The following is a 16,539-nucleotide window of genomic DNA, read 5'->3' on the forward strand; positions in this document are numbered from 1 at the left end:
CCGAAACTCCTTCAAGGACATTCCATTCATGAACATCACCGGAGAGCGGCAACTGGCCGTCGATCGGCAGGCCGCCTGGGAAAGCCTGTTCGATCCTGCCATCCTGCAGCAGTGCATACCCGGCTGCGTATCGGTCGAACGCGAGGACGAGACGCGCTACAGGGCCGTGGTCGTGATGGCCATCGGCCCCGTCAAGGCGCGGTTTTCAGGGACCTTCGCCATCGCCGATGCGCAGGCGCCAGGGCGCTGCCGGCTGGTGTTCGAGGGGAGCGGCGGGGCGGCGGGACTGGCGAAGGGTGGCGCCGATGTGGTGCTGGACCCCGCTGACGGCGGTACGCGCCTGGCCTATGATGCCCAGGCTCAGGTCGCAGGCAAATTGGCCCAGGTGGGAGCACGATTGATCGAGGGAGTCGCCAGGAAGCTCGCGGGAGAATTCTTCGATCGCTTCGAGACGGCGGTCACGGCGGGCCAGACCTGATCCGCCCACGCCGCACGGCGGGAGCCCGGCGCGAAAACCGCGCTGCAACACGTCCAGGGTTGTTCGAGCGGTGTCTTTCGAAGGCTCGCAATCATGAGAAAGCTTTCCCTGCGTCACCTGCGGGGTTTCGTCGCCATTGCCGAAACCGGTTCGTTCACGCTGGCGGCCGCGCGGCTGTTCCATACGCAATCGTCCCTGACTGCCACCATCCAGCAATTCGAGGAGGCGGTCGGACTGAAACTGTTCGACCGCACGACGCGGCGCGTGGTCCTGACCGACGATGCCGTCCGTTTCAAGGCCGTGGCCGAGCGCATCCTGCGGGACTTCGACAACGCCATCGGGGATCTCCAGGCCATCGCCAAGAGCCAGCGGGGGCACGTGCGCATCGCCGCCGCGCCGTCGATGATCATGCACATCCTGACCCCGGCCCTGGCGGCGTTTCGGCGGGCCTATCCCGCCATCACCGTGTCGGTGCGCGACGGCGGATCGGACAAGATCGAGCGCGCCGTGCTCGACGGCGAGGTCGATTTCGGGCTGTGCAGCCGCCTCAACAACTATCCCGAACTCAATTACGTGCCCATGCTGGCCGACCCGTTCGGCGTGATCTTCCCCAACGATCACCCCCTGGCCTGTACCAATGGTCCGATCAAGTGGTCGGAACTGGCGCAGTACGACTACATCGGGCTGACGGGGGACACCGGCATCGGCGCCTTCCTGGAGAACTATCCGGAGCTGGGCCTGCACGAACGGGCCCAGTTGCACGACAACGTGTCCAGCACCCATTCCCTTTACGCCATGCTGGGCCTGGGCGGGAAAATCTCGGTGGTGCCCGCGCTGGCCGCCCAGGCGGGACCGCTGAACGAGCTGAAGTTCCGGGAGTTGTGCGAACCCCGCATTTCGCGGGAAATATGCCTGGCCACCAGGCACCTTCGTTCTTTTTCGGTCAATACCCGCCGTATTCTCGAAGTGCTGATGACCACCATCCAGGATGCCGGCAACCTGAGCGGCGTCGAGGTCATCCTGGACCAACGCTGGTCCTCGCCTGAGACCTGGGAGAGCGCCCCCGCACGTGGTGGACAGCCCGACGCGCGGCAGTTGATGGAGCTTTAGGGTATCGGGTTCAACACCTGTCCGGTGCGGAAATACGCATCCAGGTTGTCGCACACGCGGGCTTCCATGTCAGCCCGCGATTCGCGGGTGAAGCCGGCGATGTGCGAGACGGCCACCACGTTGTCCATCTCCAGCAGGGCCTGGGGCACGTCGGGTTCGTTCTCGAACACGTCCAGGCCCGCGCCGCCCAGGCGGCCCGCCTGCAGTGCCCGGACCAGCGCGGCTTCGTCGACCACGCTGCCGCGCGCGATGTTGACCAGGATGCCGGACGGGCCCAGGGCTTCCAGGACTTCGGCATTCACCAGATGGCGGGTGGCCGCGCCGCCGGGGCAGGCCACCACCAGGAAATCGGCCCAGCGGGCCAGTTCCACCAGCGAGGGCTCGTGCCGGCAGGGGGAGCCCGCGACCGGCCGGCGCGTGTGGTAGCGCACGTCCATGTCGAAACCGGCGGCACGCCGGCCGATGGCCTGGCCGATGCCGCCGAAGCCCAGCAGGCCCATGTTCTTGCCGTGCACGCGCGTCATCAGCGGGCGCTGGCCCGTTTTCCAGCCGCCCGCCCGCACGAAGCGGGTGGTGACGGAAATGCCGCGCGCCGCGTCGATCGCCAGTCCCATGGCCAGGTCGGCGACGCAGCCGTCCAGCACTTCCGGGGTATTGCTGATCTGCATGCCCTGGCGCCTGGCGGTGTCGATGTCTATCCGGTCGTAGCCCACGCCGAAATTGGCGATGACGCGGGCGTTGGGCAGCGCCGCCAGGATGTCGGCGCCGCAGGCGTCCCGCACGTGGATCGCGATGCCCTCGATGCCGGCCCCGTGTCCGGCCAGGAAGGAGGCGGGATCGGCCTGCTTCCACAGGGGGGCCACGTCGTAGTCGCGCGCCAGGCGGGCGTCGACGGCGGGCGTGATGGAGGCGATCTGCAGGATGCGGTGCTTCATCGGGAGAGTCCTGGAAGTCGGTTGTCGGTCGCGGTCAGGCCGCCACGATAGCCCATGTTGCGCCGCCGCGCAGACCGATGCCGGGGCGTGCGAGTCTGGGGTAAACTAATCCTTGCCTTCACCCTGCGTGACTGGCGACTCTAGGCCACCGGGCCTAGGTGGGTTTACCACAAGGAAGCGCAGGGTTCCGGCGGTTCGGTTCGTCTCATCCGGGGCGCGGCCGCGCCGCCCGCCGTTCGCCTGGGCAGCCGTTAGGCAGATTCGTAGATCGCGTCACGCCGTCTTTCGTTTCGGCTGCCCTGCCGCGCAGGCGCAGCAGGGCGATGTGGCGCGGTTTCCGTCATATCGGCTGGCCGTCGCGTTGAACCCGTCGGTTGGCCCCCCGTTCTGCACAGGAAGGAAACCGTCATGTTCGACCGCAACCGCACCATCGCCCAGGCCGATCCCGAACTCTGGTCCGCCATCGAGCTGGAAAACCAGCGCCAGGAACAGCACATCGAGCTGATCGCCTCGGAAAACTACGCCAGCCCCGCCGTCATGCAGGCCCAGGGCACGCAGCTCACCAACAAGTACGCCGAAGGCTATCCCGGCAAGCGCTATTACGGCGGCTGCGAGTTCGTGGACATCGTCGAGCAGCTGGCCATCGACCGCGCCAAGCAGATCTTCGGCGCCGATGCCGTGAACGTGCAGCCCAACTCGGGCTCGCAGGCCAACCAGGGCGTGTACATGGCCGTGCTCAAGCCCGGCGACACCGTGCTGGGCATGAGCCTGGCCGAGGGCGGCCACCTGACGCACGGCTCGCCGGTCAATGCCTCGGGCAAGCTGTACAACTTCCTGTCCTACGGCCTGAACGCCCAGGAAGAAATCGACTACGACCAGGTCGCGCGCCTGGCCGCCGAGCACAAGCCCAAACTGATCGTGGCCGGCGCCTCGGCCTACGCGCTGCGCATCGACTTCGCCCGTTTCGCCGAGATCGCCAAGGCCAGCGGCGCGCTGTTCATGGTGGACATCGCCCACTACGCCGGCCTGGTCGCCGGCGGCGCCTATCCCAATCCGGTCCCGCACGCCGATTTCGTCACCTCGACCACGCACAAGTCGCTGCGCGGCCCGCGCGGCGGCCTGATCATGTGCAAGGCCGAGTTCGAGAAGGCCGTCAACTCCGCCATCTTCCCGGGCATCCAGGGCGGTCCGCTGGAGCACGTCATCGCCGCCAAGGCCGTGGCCTTCAAGGAAGCGCTGGATCCCTCGTTCAAGCAGTACGCCGCCCAGGTCGTGGCCAACGCCAAGGCGATGGCCGAGACGCTGGTCGAGCGCGGCCTGCGCATCGTGTCGGGACGCACCGAGAGCCACGTCATGCTGGTGGACCTGCGCGCCAAGGGCATCACGGGCAAGGACGCCGAACTGGCGCTGGGCCAGGCCCACATCACGGTCAACAAGAACGCCATCCCGAACGATCCGGAAAAGCCCTTCGTGACCAGCGGCGTGCGCGTCGGCTCGCCGGCCATGACCACGCGCGGCTTCAAGGAAGACGAGGCCCGCCTGACCGCCAACCTCATCGCCGACGTGCTGGACAACCCGCGCGACGAGGCCAACATCGCGGCCGTGCGCGAGCGCGTCAACGCCTTGACCGCGAAGTTCCCGGTCTACGGTGGGTAGTAGGGCCCACCCCCTACGCCCTTCGGGCGCCCCCTCGAGGGGGCGGCGCTGGCGGACCGGGAGGAAAGCCCACCCCCTACGCCCTTCGGGCGCCCCCTCAAGGGGGCGGCGCTGGCGGACCGGCAAAGCCGGATCCGCGGCGCCCTGGAGGGGGGGGGCTAGGTTGCAGAGGATCGAGGACCATACATGAAGTGTCCTTTCTGTCGCCATGAGGACACCCAGGTGATGGACACCCGGGTGTTGGAAGAAGGCAGCGCCATTCGCCGGCGCCGCCGCTGCACGCATTGCGATCGTCGTTTCACCACCTACGAGCGGGTGGAGCTGTCGCTGCCGGCGGTGGTCAAGCGCAATGGCAGCCGGTCGGAGTACGACCAGGGCAAGCTGCGCGGCAGCCTGATGCTGGCGCTGCGCAAGCGGGCCGTCAGCGCCGACGCGGTGGAAGCCGCCGTCACCCGCATCGAGGAAGCCCTGATGACCAGCGGCCTGCGCGAAGTGCCGTCCGAGCGCGTGGGCGAACTGGTCATGCAGGAGCTCAAGAAACTCGACAAGATCGCCTACATCCGCTTTGCCTCGGTCTACAAGAGCTTCGAGGATGTGGACGAGTTCACCGACGTCGTGCGCGAGATCCAGGGGCCCCGGCCTCCCGCCACGAAGTCCTGACCGCCGATGAGCGCCGACCCGACCGAACGTCCCGAGGATGCCGCCTGGATGCGGCGCGCGCTGTCGCTGGCCGACGGCGTCATGTACACGACTTCGCCGAATCCGCGCGTGGGTTGCGTCATCGTGCGCGACGGCCAGGTCCTGGGAGAGGGCGCTACCCAGCCCGTAGGCGGGCCGCATGCCGAGATCCGGGCGCTGCGCGACGCGCAGGCGCGCGGTTTGCCGGTGCAAGGCGCCACCGTCTACGTCACGCTGGAACCGTGCAGCCACCATGGCCGCACGCCCCCTTGCGTCGACGCGCTGGTCGCCGCCGCGCCGGCGCGGGTCGTCGTGGCCATGGGAGACCCCAATCCGCGCGTCAACGGCGAGGGCCTGGCGCGGCTGCGCGCCGCGGGCATCGCCGTTACCGCCGGCGTCTGCCTGGACGAGGCGCTGGCGCTGAACGTCGGCTTCGTCTCCCGCATGAGCCGGGGCACGCCCTGGCTCTGGGCCAAGATGGCGGCGTCGCTCGATGGGCGCAGCGCGCTGCCCAACGGCAAGTCGCAATGGATCACCGGCGAGGCCGCGCGCGCCGACGGCCACCATTGGCGCGCGCGCAGCTGCGCGGTGCTGACCGGCATCGGCACCGTGCTGGCCGACGATCCGCGCCTGGACGTGCGCCACGTCGCGACCACGCGTCCGCCGCGCAAGATCGTGCTGGATACGCATCTGCGCATGCCGGCCGGCGCGCGCCTGCTCGATGGCGCGGAAACCTGGATCTTCACGGCGCGCGAGGATGCCGGCCGCGCCGCCGAATTGGCGGCGCGCAACGCGCGGGTCATCTGCCTGCCGGGCGCGGATGGCCGCGTCGACCTGCCCGGCGTCATGCGCTGGCTGGGGCAGCACGACATCAACGAAGTCCATGCCGAGGCCGGCGCGGTGCTGACCGGCGCCTTGCTGCAGGCCGGCTGCGTGGACGAACTGCTGGTCTATATGGCGCCCATGCTGCTGGGCGAGGGCGCCGGCATGGCGCGCCTCCCGTCCATCGAGGACCTGGACGGGGCGCGCCGTTTCCAGTTCGTGGACGTACGCGGACTGGGCCCGGACGTCCGGCTGCGGGCGCAGGACCCGAGTCGGCTGGCCGCCGCGCGCGCGGCAGCCACGCCGGCGCGGCGGGCCTGATCCGCCAGGCTCAGGGTGCCGTGCGGCTACCCAGCGTGCGCGACAGTTCGGCGGCTTCCCGCACCACCATTTCCCCGAATTCCTCGATGCGGTCGGCGGGCAGACGCGCGCCGGGGCCGAACACGCCCAGCGAGCCCGCCACCTGGCCGCTGCGATCGAAGAACGGCGCGGCAATGGCCACCGCGCCCTGTATCAGTTCGTCCCGGCTGACGGCATAGCCCCGCCGCTTCACCATGTCCAGGTCCTCGGCCGGCCGCGCGATATCCAGCCCGCGCTCGGCGGCGTAGCGGCGGCGGTCCTCGTCGCCTTGTCCGATGTTGGCCAGGATGGCCCGCCCGCTGGCGCCCACCGAGATGCGCTCGCGATAGCCGATGCCGCGCTTAAAGCTCAGGGGCTGGGGGCTGGGTAGTTCGGCAATGCAAAGCCGGTCGCCGCCTTGCAGCAGGAACAGGGCGACCGTCTCGCCGGTCTGCTCGCGCAGCCGCTGCATCGGCGGCGCCGCCAGCGCGCTCAGGTCCAGGCTGGAAGTCCAGACGTGGGCCAGCTGGCCTACCGCGGGTCCCAGGCGGAATTTCTGCGGATCGCCTTCCGATACCACGAAGCCGCATTGCTCCAGCGTGTACAGCAGGCGGTACAGCGTGGGCCGGCTCAGGTCCACGCGCTTGAGCAACTGCCCCACCGTCAGCTCGTAGTCCGTGGCCGTGAAGGCCAGCAGGATCTCCAGGGCCCGGTCCACGGCCCGCACGCTTTCGCCTGGTTTCTCGGTTTCCGCCACGCCTTTCCTCGTTCGTCTCTGTCCATCGAGCCCGACATCGTAGCCGAGCCGCCGCCGGGTTCCGTTGCCGCTTGCCCGTTGACAATCCGTTTTATGTCCGTAGAATGGACTCAATTATCATAGAACGGACAAACCCGTTGGAGAAAGTGGAGTCATGAACAAGGAAACCTCGGAAATCCTGGTGCGCACGGGTCCGGGCACGCCCATGGGCAGTCTGCTGCGGCGCTATTGGGTCCCCATCCTGAAATCGAGCGAAGTCGCCGAGCCCGACTGCCCGCCGGTGCGCGTGCAGATCATGGGCGAGAAGCTGCTGGCGTTCCGCGACAGCAGCGGGCAGGTGGGGCTGATCGACGAGTTCTGTTCGCACCGCGGCGTGTCGCTGTACTTCGGCCGCAACGAAGAGGACGGCATCCGCTGCGCCTACCACGGCCTGAAATTCAACCGCCTGGGCGAATGCGTGGAAGTGCCGTCGGCGCCGCAAAGCTGCGGCCGCATGGGCATCAAGGCCTATCCGTGCATCGAACGCGGCTCCATCGTCTGGGCCTACATGGGCCCGCCCGAGACGCAGCCCAGCCTGCCCGAGGTCGAATGGTGCGGCCTGCCGGAAAGCCACATCTATGTGTCCAAGCGGCTGCAGGAATCGAACTACCTGCAGGCCATGGAGGGCGGAATCGACACCAGCCATGTGTCCTATGTGCACCGCTACGAGGTCGACGTCGATCCGCTGCACCAGGGCACCAAGGCCAACGACTACATCAAGGCCGACGGCAACGTCGTGTTCGACATCGAGAAGAACGCGTTCGGCCTGTCGCTGTACGGCCGCCGCAACGGCGAACCCGATTCGTACTACTGGCGGATCACCCAGTGGCTGTTCCCGTGGTTCACGCTGATCCCGCCGTTCGGCGACCATGCCCTGGGCGGCCACGTCTGGGTGCCCATCGATGACCACAACTGCTGGGCCTGGAGCATCAACTTCCATCCGGGCAAGCCGCTGTCCGAGCAGGAGCGCGCGGACCTGGATGCGGGCAAGGGCATCCACGCGCCCTGCGATCCCGTCACTTTCCGCCCGCTGGCCAACAAGGACAACGACTACCTGATCGACCGCGTGGCGCAACGGGAGAAGCGCGCCTACAGCGGCGTGTTCGGCTTCGCCATGCAGGATGCGTCGCTGCAGGAAAGCATGGGCCCCATCCAGAACCACGAGGCCGAACGGCTGCTGCCCACGGACCGCGCCATCGTCATGGCGCGCCGCATGCTGCACGAAGCCGCCGTGGGCCTGGCCAACGGTACGGAGCCGCCGGCGCTGGACGGCGCGGCGCAGCGCGTGCGCGCCGCGGGCGTCCTGCTGGACCGTGCCGCCGATCCGATGGAGTGGGCCGGAAAACACCTGGCGGACGGCCTGGACGAGCCGGTCTACAGCGTGTAGCCATGCGGCCCGGGCTTTGCCCGGCCGCTTCGAGAACGAGAGGGTAAGGAGACTTTCATGCATGCATTGCTACGCAAGGCGGCCTGTGCGCTGGCCGTCTGTTCCATGGCACAGGCGGCCGTGGCCGCCGGGGAATGGGCGCCCACCAAGCCGGTGCGGATCATCGTGCCCATCGTGGGCAGCACCAACGACGTGCTGGGGCGGCTGGTCGCGTCCAAGCTCGAGGGCATACTCGGGCAGCCGGTCATCGTCGAGAACAAGCCGGGCGCCGGCGGGAACATCGGCGCCGACCTGGTGGCCAAGTCGCCGCCGGACGGCTACACGCTGCTGGTGGGCTACAACGGCCCCATCGCCATCAACAAGACGCTGTTCGACAACATGCCCTACGATCCCGTCACCGATCTGGCGCCGATCACGCTCGCGGTCAGTTCGCCGCAATACCTGGTGGTCAACCCCGGGCTGCCGGTCAAGAGCGTGGCCGACCTGGTGGCCTGGTCCAAGGCCCATCCTGGCAAGCTGTCGTACGGGTCGGTGGCCACGGGCAGCGCCTCGCACCTGACCATGGAAATGCTGAACGAGGCTTCGGGGCTGGGCGCCACGCACGTTCCCTATCGCGGCGCCTCGCCGGCCCTGGTCGACCTGGTGGCGGGCAACGTGCAGGCGGCGTTCATGGTGCCCGGCAACGTCCAGCAGTACGTGAAGGAAGGGCGGCTCAGGCTGCTGGCCTCGACCGGCGAGAAGCGCTTTCCCAGCACGCCCGACATCCCGACCATGATCGAGGCGGGCTATCCCCATTTCGTCGCCACGTCGTGGATAGGCTTCCTGGCGCCGGCCGGCACGCCGCGCCCCATCATCGACCGCTACAACAAGGAGATCGTGAAGATCCTGCACATGCCCGACGTGCAGCAGAAGCTGCGCGACATGGAGTTCGAGGTCGTGGCCAACACGCCGGAACAGTTCGGCGCGTGGATACGGACCGAAGTGGAGCGCTGGGGCAAGGTCATCAAGGCCACCGGCGCGAAGGCGGGATAAGCCATGGCCAGACTTGCCGAACGCAGGACCCTGATCACCGGCGGCGCCGCGGGCATAGGCGCCGCCATCGCGCGGGTCTTCTGCCAGGAAGGCGCGGCGGTGCTGCTGGTGGACCGCGATGCCGACGCGCTGGCGCGCACCGCCGCGGCGCTGCGCGAACAGCATCCGCGGGCCCGGATCGAATCCATGGCCGCCGACGTGGCCGACGAGGAGGCGGCGCCAGGCGCGGCCGCGCTGGCCCGGCGGGCCTGGGGCGGGCTGGACGTCCTGGTCTGCAACGCGGCCATGCGCAACTACTCGCCCCTGTCCGAAGCGCGGCCCGAGGAATGGCGCGCCATGGTGGACGTCAACCTGGTCGGCACGGCCAACTACTGCCGTGCCGCGCTGCCCGCGCTGCGCGAGTCGGGCAAGGGCAGCCTGGTGATCGTGTCGTCGTGCTACGCGGTGACGGGCCGGGCGGGCATGGGCATCTACGACGCGACCAAGGCCGGCCTGCTGGCGATGACCCGCACGCTGGCGTTCGAGGAGGCGCCGCACGGCGTGCGCGTCAACGCCGTGTGCCCGGGCTCGACACTGACCGAGTTCCACGTGGGCCGGGCCCGGGCGCGCGGCAAGGCGGTCGAACAGCTCAAGGGCGAGCGCAGCGACACGTCCCTGCTGGGGCGTTGGGCGGCGCCCGAGGAAATCGCCTGGCCGGTGCTGTGGCTGGCCTCGGACGAGGCCTCGTTCATGACCGGGACCCACGTGCTGGTCGACGGAGGGCTGTCGGCGATGTGATGCGCAAGATGCGCACTATGCGGCTGTTTTCTTTATCATGTCCTCCATGAGACGTGGCCGGCGCGGGGGTGGCCGGTTCCGCCATACTTGTCAGGGGGACGGGATCCGTGCATGTGTCGACGTCCGGGGGCTGGAATTTCCGCCCAGATGAGGGTGAGCAACGGCGGCGCAAGGCGGGCAGGGCAGTGGCCTGGCTGGCCCTCGCCCTGCACGCGGGCGCGGCGGCCCAGGCGCTGCCTTCCCTGAGCTTCCAGGCCGCGCAGCAGCAGGTGCTGGCGCGGTCCGACAAGCTGGGCGCGGCGCGGGCGGCGGTCGAAAGCAAGGAACTCCAGCTCGAAGGCGTGCGCAACCTGGGCGGGCCCTCGCTCAGCGTGTCCGCCTCGCACATCCGCTACGAGGCCAACGCCAATCTCAGCCTGTCCGGGCTGAACAACATCGGCATTCCGTTGCCGCTGCCTTCCAGTGTGGAGGTGGAGCGGCGCGGCTCCCTGACCAACAAATCCCTGATCGGCATCTGGCCGCTTTATCTGGGCGGGGCGACCGACGCGGCGCGCGGCCTGGTCAACGCCCAGGCCGACGAAGCGCGCGCGGACGCGACCCAGGCCGGCTACGAAGTGCAGACCACGCTGGCCAAGCGCTATTTCGCGGCGCAGCTCGCCGCCCGCGCCTGGGACCTGCGCCGCGAGGCCCTGCGGGCCATCGGCGAACACGACCGCGCCGCCGAGCGCATGATGGCCGAAGGCACCATCGCCCGCGTCGATCGGTTGCAGGCGCGCGTCGCGCTGGAGGATGCGCGGCGCGAGGAGCGCAAGGCGCAGGACACGCTGGAGCTGGCGCAGGTCGCGCTGGGCCGCACGCTGCGCATGGACGAGGCCGTGCGGCCTTCGACGCCGCTGTTCATCCTGACCCAGGCCATCGAGCCGCTGTCGTATTTCCTGGAGGCCGCGATGCACGGCCATCCCGCCCTGGGCAAGGTTGCGGCCAAGGAAGAACAGGCGCGCCAGCTGCATGCGGTGGAGACCGCCACGCGGCGCCCGCAGGTGTTCGCGTTCGGCGGGCACCAGATCCGCAGCGAGAACGGCAGCTGGCTGGTGGGCGTGGGCGTGCGCTGGACGCTGTGGGACTCGCTGGACCGGCCGTCGCTGGACGCCGCCAGCGACAAGACCATTCTCCAGGCCCAGTTGACCGAGGCCCAGGCGCGGCAGGACATCAGCCTGCTGGTGGAAAGCAAGTGGCGCGCGGTGGACCAGGCGCGCCGCCAGTTCCTGGCGACCGGCGCCAGCGTGGAACTGGCCGACGAGGTGGTGCGCCTGCGCACCAGCGGCCTGCGCGAAGGCGTCAGCACCGCCACCGACCTGATCGATGCCGAGACCAACCGCGCCAAGGTGCAGACCGAAAGAGCGCAGGCCGCCTACGACTACATCCAGTCCCTGGCCGAGCTGCTGGAGGCCAGCGGACTGGGCGGCGAGCTGCCGCGCTACATCGAACGGGCGGACGTGTGCCTGCCGCTGGCGGCCGTGGTCGCCGACTCCGCCCACGGCCCCTGACGACAACGAGACCGAGCTGCCATGAGCGCAAAAAAATCCACTCTCGCCCTCGCCGTCGCCGGCCTGCTGGTGCTGGCCGTCGTCGTCTATGGCTTCTGGCGCGCGTCGCGGCCCGCGCCCGAGCAGTTCCAGGGCTACATGGAAGCGAAGGAAACCGACATCGCCGCCAAGATATCGGCGCGTGTGGCCGAAGTGGCGGTGAAGGAGGGCGACCGGGTGGAGCGCGGTTCGCTGCTGGTGCGGCTGGACAGCCCCGAGGTCGCCGCCAAGATGGCCCAGGCCCAGGGGGCGCTGGCGGCGGCGCGGGCGGTGCAGGCCAAGGCCGATCGCGGCGCCCGTCCGCAGGAGATCACGATGGCGCAGTTGAACTGGCAGCGCGCGCAGGCGGCGGCCGATCTGGCCGAGGTCTCGTTCCGCCGCGTGGACAACCTGGCGCGCGAGGGGCTGGTGGCCGAGCAGAAACGCGACGAGGCGCGGGCCAACTACCACGCCTCCCGCGATGCGGCGCTGGCGGCGCGGGCACAGTACCAGCTCGCGCTGGACGGCGCGCGGCCCGAGGACAAGGAAGCGGCGGCGGGCCAGGCCCGGCAGGTGGCCGGCGCGCTGGCCGAGGTCGAGGCGGCCGAGGCCGAGGTCAATCTGAAAAGCCCCGTGGCCGGCGAGATCACCAAGGTCTATGCCAAGGTGGGCGAGTTGTCGCCGCAGGGCGTGGCGGTGGCCACTGTGGTGGATCTGGCCGATCAGTGGGTCGTCATCAACGTGCGCGAGGACCGGCTCTCGCGTTTTGCCGTCGGCTCGAGCTTCCAGGCCGAACTGCCCGCGCTGGACAACCGCCGCGCGGATTTCAAGGTCTATTACGTGGCCGTGCTGCCCGACTTCGCCACCTGGCGCACCACCCGCGCCAGCCAGGGGTTCGACGTCCGCACCTTCGAGGTCCGGGCCCGTCCGGAGGCGCCGATAGACGGGGCGCGACCGGGCATGAGCGTGCTGGTGCGGTGACGGCATGAGCGCGGCCGCCGGGCCTTCTTCGCATACGGCCGGCAAGTCCGCGAAGCGGCATGCGCGGTCCGGCGTCTTCCTGCGCGCGGCGGGCCGGGAGGCCGCCTGGCTGCGCCGGCATCCGCGCGAACTGGCCATGATCAGCTGGGTGCCGCTGCTGGCCGTGCTGCTGCTGTGGTGGATGTTCTCGGCGGGCATCCCCACGCGCCTGCCCATCGCCATCGTGGACGACGATCATTCGGCCTTGTCGCGCCAGCTCGGGCGCATGCTGGAGGCGGCGCCGGGCCTGCGCATCGCGCGGCGCGACGCCAACCTGGCCGAGGCGCGGGCCGGCATGGAGCGGGGCGACGTCTATGCGGTGGTGGCGATCGAGCGCGACTTCTCGCGCGACGTCAAGCGCGGGGCCAGTGGCCACGTCACGCTGTATCACAACGCCCAGTTCTACACGGTGTCGGGTCTGGTCCTGCGCGACGTGCAGACCGTGGCCATGACGCTGTCGGCCGGCGTCGAGATGGCGGCACGCAATCGCCGGGGCGAGCCGGCGCAGGCGGTGGCGGTCAGTGCCGAACCGATCCGGCCAGGTTCGCTGGCCTTGTTCAACCCCAGCCTGAACTACGAACAATTCCTGGCGGCCGCGCTGATCCCGGCGCTGCTGCACATTCTGGGCATGACGGCGGGCGCCTGGGCCGTGGGCCGGGAGATCCGCGACCGCACGGTGGGCGCCTGGCTCGCGGCCGCCACGGGGGCCGGGATGGATCCCGACGGCGGCGTGCGCATCGCGGCGGGGCCGGCCCTGGCCGCGCTGGCCGGCAAGCTTGCGTGGCCGTGGGCCGGGCTGTCCGCCGTGGGGCTGGCGGCGCTGCTGTGGCTGACCTGGGGCCGGGGCTGGCATCCGCCCGGCAGCCTGCCGTGGGTGGCCACGGCCCTGGTGGCCTTCATCGCCCTGTCGATCGCGATGGGCGCGGCCGCAGCGCTGGCGACGCGGTCCCTGCGCACGGCGCTGTCGCTGGCCGGCGTCGTGACGGCGCCGGCCTTCGCCTTCAGCGGCATGGGCTTTCCGCTGGCCGCGATGCCGGCTGGCGCGCGCGCCTGGGCGCTGGCGCTGCCCTATACGCACTACATCCGGCTGCAGGTGGAGCAGTTGCAGATGGCGGCGCCCCTGCGCCATTCGCTGCCGGCCTTCGTGCTGATGCCGCTGGGCACGGTGCTGCTCGCGCTGGCGGGCGCGTGGCTGTTGTGTCGCGTGGCGGCCGAGCCCGCGCGCTGGGGAGGCCGCTGATGGCCGCGCGCGGCTGGGTCGCCGCCTGGCGGGACACGCTGGCGGAACTGCTGCGCGACAAGGGCGCGCTGCTGCTGATCGTGCTGGCGCCGGTCTTCTACGGCTTCTTCTATCCCTGGCCCTATGCCACCGAGGTCCTGCAACGCGTGCCGGTGGCCATCGTGGACCTGGACCATTCCAGCCTGTCGCGCCAGATCGTGCGCTACGCCGATGCCAGCCCGGACCTGCGCGTGGCGATGGTGGCCGGGGATGAAGAAACGGCCAGGCAGGCGATGTGGCGCGGCGAGATCGAAGGCTACGCGCTGCTGACCCGGGACCTCCGGCGCAACGTGCTGCGCGGCCGGCCGGCGCCGGTGGTGGTCAGCACCAACGGCAGCTACGCGCTGTACAACAAGGCGGTGATGACCGGCTTCACGGCGGTCATCGGTACGGTGTCGGCCGGGGTCGAGATCGCGCAGCGTACCGCGCGCGGCCAGGGGCGGGCCCAGGCCATGGCCGGCCGCAGTCCGGTCGGCGTCAGCGCCGTCGCGCTCTACAACCCCACCGGCGGGTATGGCAGCTACGTCGTGCCGGCGGTGGCGCTGATCATCATGCAGCAGACGCTGCTGATGGGCGTCGCGATGCTGGCCGGCACCTGGGCCGAGGCCGGGCGCCTGCGGGCGCCGGCCGCGGTCTGGCTGGGACGCGTGCTGGCCTTCTCCACCGCCGGCCTGTTCGCCGGGCTGGTCTACTTCGGCTGGATATTCTGGCTGCAGGACTACCCGCGCGGGGGCAATCCGCTGGGGGCGCTGGTGCTGCTGCTGTGCTATGCCCCGGCGGTCAGCGTGGCGGGGGCGCTGCTGGGCGCCTGGCTCAGGGACCGCGAGCAGGCGTTGCAGGTATGGCTGTTCACGTCGCTGCCCATCGCCTTCCTGTCCGGCTTCGCGTGGCCGGTGGAAAGCCTGCCGCCCGTGCTGCAGGCGGTGCGCTGGATCTTTCCCAGCACCGCCGGCATCGATGCCTCGCTCAGGCTGAACCAGATGGGGGCGCCGCTGGCCGACGTGGCGGGATCGCTGTCGTGGCTGGCGGCCTGGGCGCTGGCGGGCTTCGCCGCGCTGGTCTGGTGGATGCGTCCCCGGGAGCCGGGGACGCTCCGTGGCAACGTCAGATCTGCGTGATGAACTTGGTCACGAGATAGCCGTCGAAGGTCTCGACGCCGCCTTCGCTGCCTATGCCCGAGTCCTTCACGCCGCCGAAGGGCGTCTCGGCCAGGGCGACGCCGAAGTGGTTGATGTTGACCATCCCGGCTTCCAGGCCGTTGGACACGGCGGTCGCGGTCTTGAGCGAGTTCGTGAACACGTAGGAAGCCAGGCCGAAGGGCAGGCTGTTGGCGCGCTTGAGCACTTCCTCGGTGGTCTTGAAGCGCGTGACCGGCGCGATGGGCCCGAAGGGTTCCTCGGTCATCAGCTTGGAATCGTCGGGGATGTCGGTCACGACGGCGGGCGAGAAGAAGTTGCCTTTTTCGCCCATGCGCGAGCCGCCCGTCACGATACGGCCGCCGCGCTGGCTGGCGTCGTCCAGGAAGGTTTCCATGGCCATCAGCCGGCGCTCGTGGGCCAGCGGGCCCATTTCCACGCCCTTGCCCAGGCCGTCGCCGACCTTGATGGAGGCGATGGTATCGGTGAAGCGCGCCACGAACTTGTCATAGGCCTTCTCCTGGACGTAGAAGCGGGTGGGCGAGATGCACACCTGGCCGGCGTTGCGGATCTTCATGCGTGCCAGCATCTCGGCTGCCGGCTCGACGTCGGCGTCGTCGAACACCAGTACCGGCGAATGGCCGCCCAACTCCATGGTGGTGCGCTTCATGTGGGCGCCGGCCAGCGCCGACAGCTGCTTGCCCACCGGCACCGAGCCGGTGAACGAGATCTTGCGCACGATGGGCGATTCGATCAGGTAGCTGGAGATCTCGCTGGGCACGCCCCAGACGATGTTCAGCACGCCCGGGGGCAGGCCGGCGTCGTGGAACAGCCGGGCCATGGCGACGACTGCGCTGGGCGTGTCTTCCGGGCCCTTCAGGATGATGGTGCAGCCGGCGGCGACGGCCGCCGAGACCTTGCGGATGGCCTGGTTGAACGGGAAGTTCCAGGGTGTGAACGCGGCGCAGACGCCCACCGGCTCGCGCACCACGAACTGGCGCACGGCGGGGTTGCGCGGCGGGATCACGCGGCCGTAGATGCGGCGGCATTCCTCGGCGTGCCATTCGGCGTGCTCGGAGCAGGTCATGATCTCGGCCACGGCCTCGGCCAGCGGCTTGCCCTGGTCCAGCGTCAGGTTGTGCCCGATCTCCTGGGCACGCTCGCGCGCCAGCTCGGCCACCTTGCGCAGGATGCGCGAGCGCTCCAGGGGCGAGGTCTTCTTCCAGCTTTCGAAGGCCCGCTGGGCCGCCGCGAGGGCGCGGTCGAGATCCGCGCGCGAGGCGTGCGGCAGCTTGCCGAGCACTTCCCCGGTGGCGGGATTGACGACGTCCTGCTCGCGCCGGTCGCCGCCTTGGATGAATTCGCCGTCGATGTAAAGGGCGAGGTCCTGATACATGCCAGTCTCCTGAGGTCGGAGTCCGGAACGTTCCGGACTCCGGAAGCGAAAAGCAACCCCATAGACTAGCATGGCCAGACGCTTTTCCGCGTGCGCCGGCCGCCCCGCATGCTATCTTCCCGGGGACTTCCCC

Annotated in this window: 15 protein-coding genes and 1 riboswitch; of the genes, 12 read left to right on the plus strand and 3 right to left on the minus strand. The window is 69.7% G+C overall.

Annotation, left to right across the window (positions count from 1 at the left end; translation table 11 throughout):
* The first annotated feature begins 28 nt into the window (after positions 1-28).
* The gene (locus EV675_RS29080; protein ID WP_130362154.1) at positions 29-478 is read left to right on the plus strand and encodes an SRPBCC family protein; all 450 of its coding nucleotides are present in this window, start codon (positions 29-31) and stop codon (positions 476-478) included.
* Between the two features lie 93 nt (positions 479-571).
* Entirely contained in the window at positions 572-1,588 is a 1,017-nt protein-coding gene (locus EV675_RS29085; RefSeq protein WP_242621654.1) for a LysR family transcriptional regulator, read from the plus strand.
* On the opposite strand, the gene EV675_RS29090 is transcribed toward EV675_RS29085, so the two are convergent.
* Entirely contained in the window at positions 1,585-2,523 is a 939-nt protein-coding gene (locus EV675_RS29090) for a 2-hydroxyacid dehydrogenase (RefSeq protein WP_130362156.1), read from the minus strand. The two genes, EV675_RS29085 and EV675_RS29090, sit on opposite strands and share 4 nt — an antisense overlap.
* A gap of 117 nt (positions 2,524-2,640) precedes the next feature.
* A riboswitch (ZMP/ZTP riboswitch) is annotated at positions 2,641-2,776 on the plus strand.
* A gap of 155 nt (positions 2,777-2,931) precedes the next feature.
* On the opposite strand from EV675_RS29090, the gene glyA reads away from it, so the two are divergent.
* From glyA to ribD, 3 genes are all read left to right on the plus strand, one after another.
* Complete coding sequence (gene glyA / locus EV675_RS29095) at positions 2,932-4,179, plus strand: serine hydroxymethyltransferase (RefSeq protein ID WP_130362157.1); 1,248 nt, start codon at positions 2,932-2,934, stop codon at positions 4,177-4,179.
* A 186-nt stretch (positions 4,180-4,365) separates the two neighbouring features.
* Complete coding sequence (nrdR, locus tag EV675_RS29100) at positions 4,366-4,839, plus strand: transcriptional regulator NrdR (RefSeq protein ID WP_124691068.1); 474 nt, start codon at positions 4,366-4,368, stop codon at positions 4,837-4,839.
* 48 nt (positions 4,840-4,887) lie between these two features.
* The gene (ribD, locus tag EV675_RS29105) at positions 4,888-6,000 is read left to right on the plus strand and encodes a bifunctional diaminohydroxyphosphoribosylaminopyrimidine deaminase/5-amino-6-(5-phosphoribosylamino)uracil reductase RibD (RefSeq protein ID WP_130362262.1); all 1,113 of its coding nucleotides are present in this window, start codon (positions 4,888-4,890) and stop codon (positions 5,998-6,000) included.
* A gap of 10 nt (positions 6,001-6,010) precedes the next feature.
* Here ribD and EV675_RS29110 read toward each other — a convergent pair whose 3' ends face one another.
* On the minus strand, positions 6,011-6,775 hold the full coding sequence (locus EV675_RS29110; RefSeq protein ID WP_242621655.1) for an IclR family transcriptional regulator: 765 nt from the start codon (positions 6,773-6,775) through the stop codon (positions 6,011-6,013).
* A 154-nt stretch (positions 6,776-6,929) separates the two neighbouring features.
* Between EV675_RS29110 and EV675_RS29115 the strand changes: the two genes are divergently transcribed.
* From EV675_RS29115 to EV675_RS29145, 7 genes are all read left to right on the plus strand, one after another.
* A complete protein-coding gene (locus EV675_RS29115; protein WP_130362158.1) occupies positions 6,930-8,201 on the plus strand; it encodes a Rieske 2Fe-2S domain-containing protein in 1,272 nt (423 codons plus the stop codon).
* A 57-nt stretch (positions 8,202-8,258) separates the two neighbouring features.
* A complete protein-coding gene (locus EV675_RS29120) occupies positions 8,259-9,233 on the plus strand; it encodes a Bug family tripartite tricarboxylate transporter substrate binding protein (protein WP_130362159.1) in 975 nt (324 codons plus the stop codon).
* A 3-nt stretch (positions 9,234-9,236) separates the two neighbouring features.
* Entirely contained in the window at positions 9,237-10,010 is a 774-nt protein-coding gene (locus EV675_RS29125; protein WP_130362160.1) for an SDR family NAD(P)-dependent oxidoreductase, read from the plus strand.
* Between the two features lie 185 nt (positions 10,011-10,195).
* A complete protein-coding gene (locus EV675_RS29130; protein WP_130362161.1) occupies positions 10,196-11,557 on the plus strand; it encodes a TolC family protein in 1,362 nt (453 codons plus the stop codon).
* A 21-nt stretch (positions 11,558-11,578) separates the two neighbouring features.
* Positions 11,579-12,556 (plus strand): HlyD family secretion protein, encoded by a 978-nt coding sequence (locus EV675_RS29135; RefSeq protein ID WP_130362162.1) that lies wholly within the window; start codon positions 11,579-11,581, stop codon positions 12,554-12,556.
* Between the two features lie 4 nt (positions 12,557-12,560).
* The gene (locus EV675_RS29140) at positions 12,561-13,835 is read left to right on the plus strand and encodes an ABC transporter permease (protein ID WP_207222077.1); all 1,275 of its coding nucleotides are present in this window, start codon (positions 12,561-12,563) and stop codon (positions 13,833-13,835) included.
* Complete coding sequence (locus EV675_RS29145; protein WP_130362163.1) at positions 13,835-14,992, plus strand: ABC transporter permease; 1,158 nt, start codon at positions 13,835-13,837, stop codon at positions 14,990-14,992. Before EV675_RS29140 ends, EV675_RS29145 begins: the two co-directional genes overlap by 1 nt.
* On the opposite strand, the gene EV675_RS29150 is transcribed toward EV675_RS29145, so the two are convergent.
* Entirely contained in the window at positions 14,979-16,406 is a 1,428-nt protein-coding gene (locus EV675_RS29150; RefSeq protein WP_130362164.1) for an NAD-dependent succinate-semialdehyde dehydrogenase, read from the minus strand. The genes EV675_RS29145 and EV675_RS29150 overlap by 14 nt on opposite strands.
* Positions 16,407-16,539 lie beyond the last annotated feature (133 nt).

It is taken from the genome of Pigmentiphaga kullae (assembly GCF_004216695.1).
Lineage (GTDB): Bacteria > Pseudomonadota > Gammaproteobacteria > Burkholderiales > Burkholderiaceae_B > Pigmentiphaga > Pigmentiphaga kullae.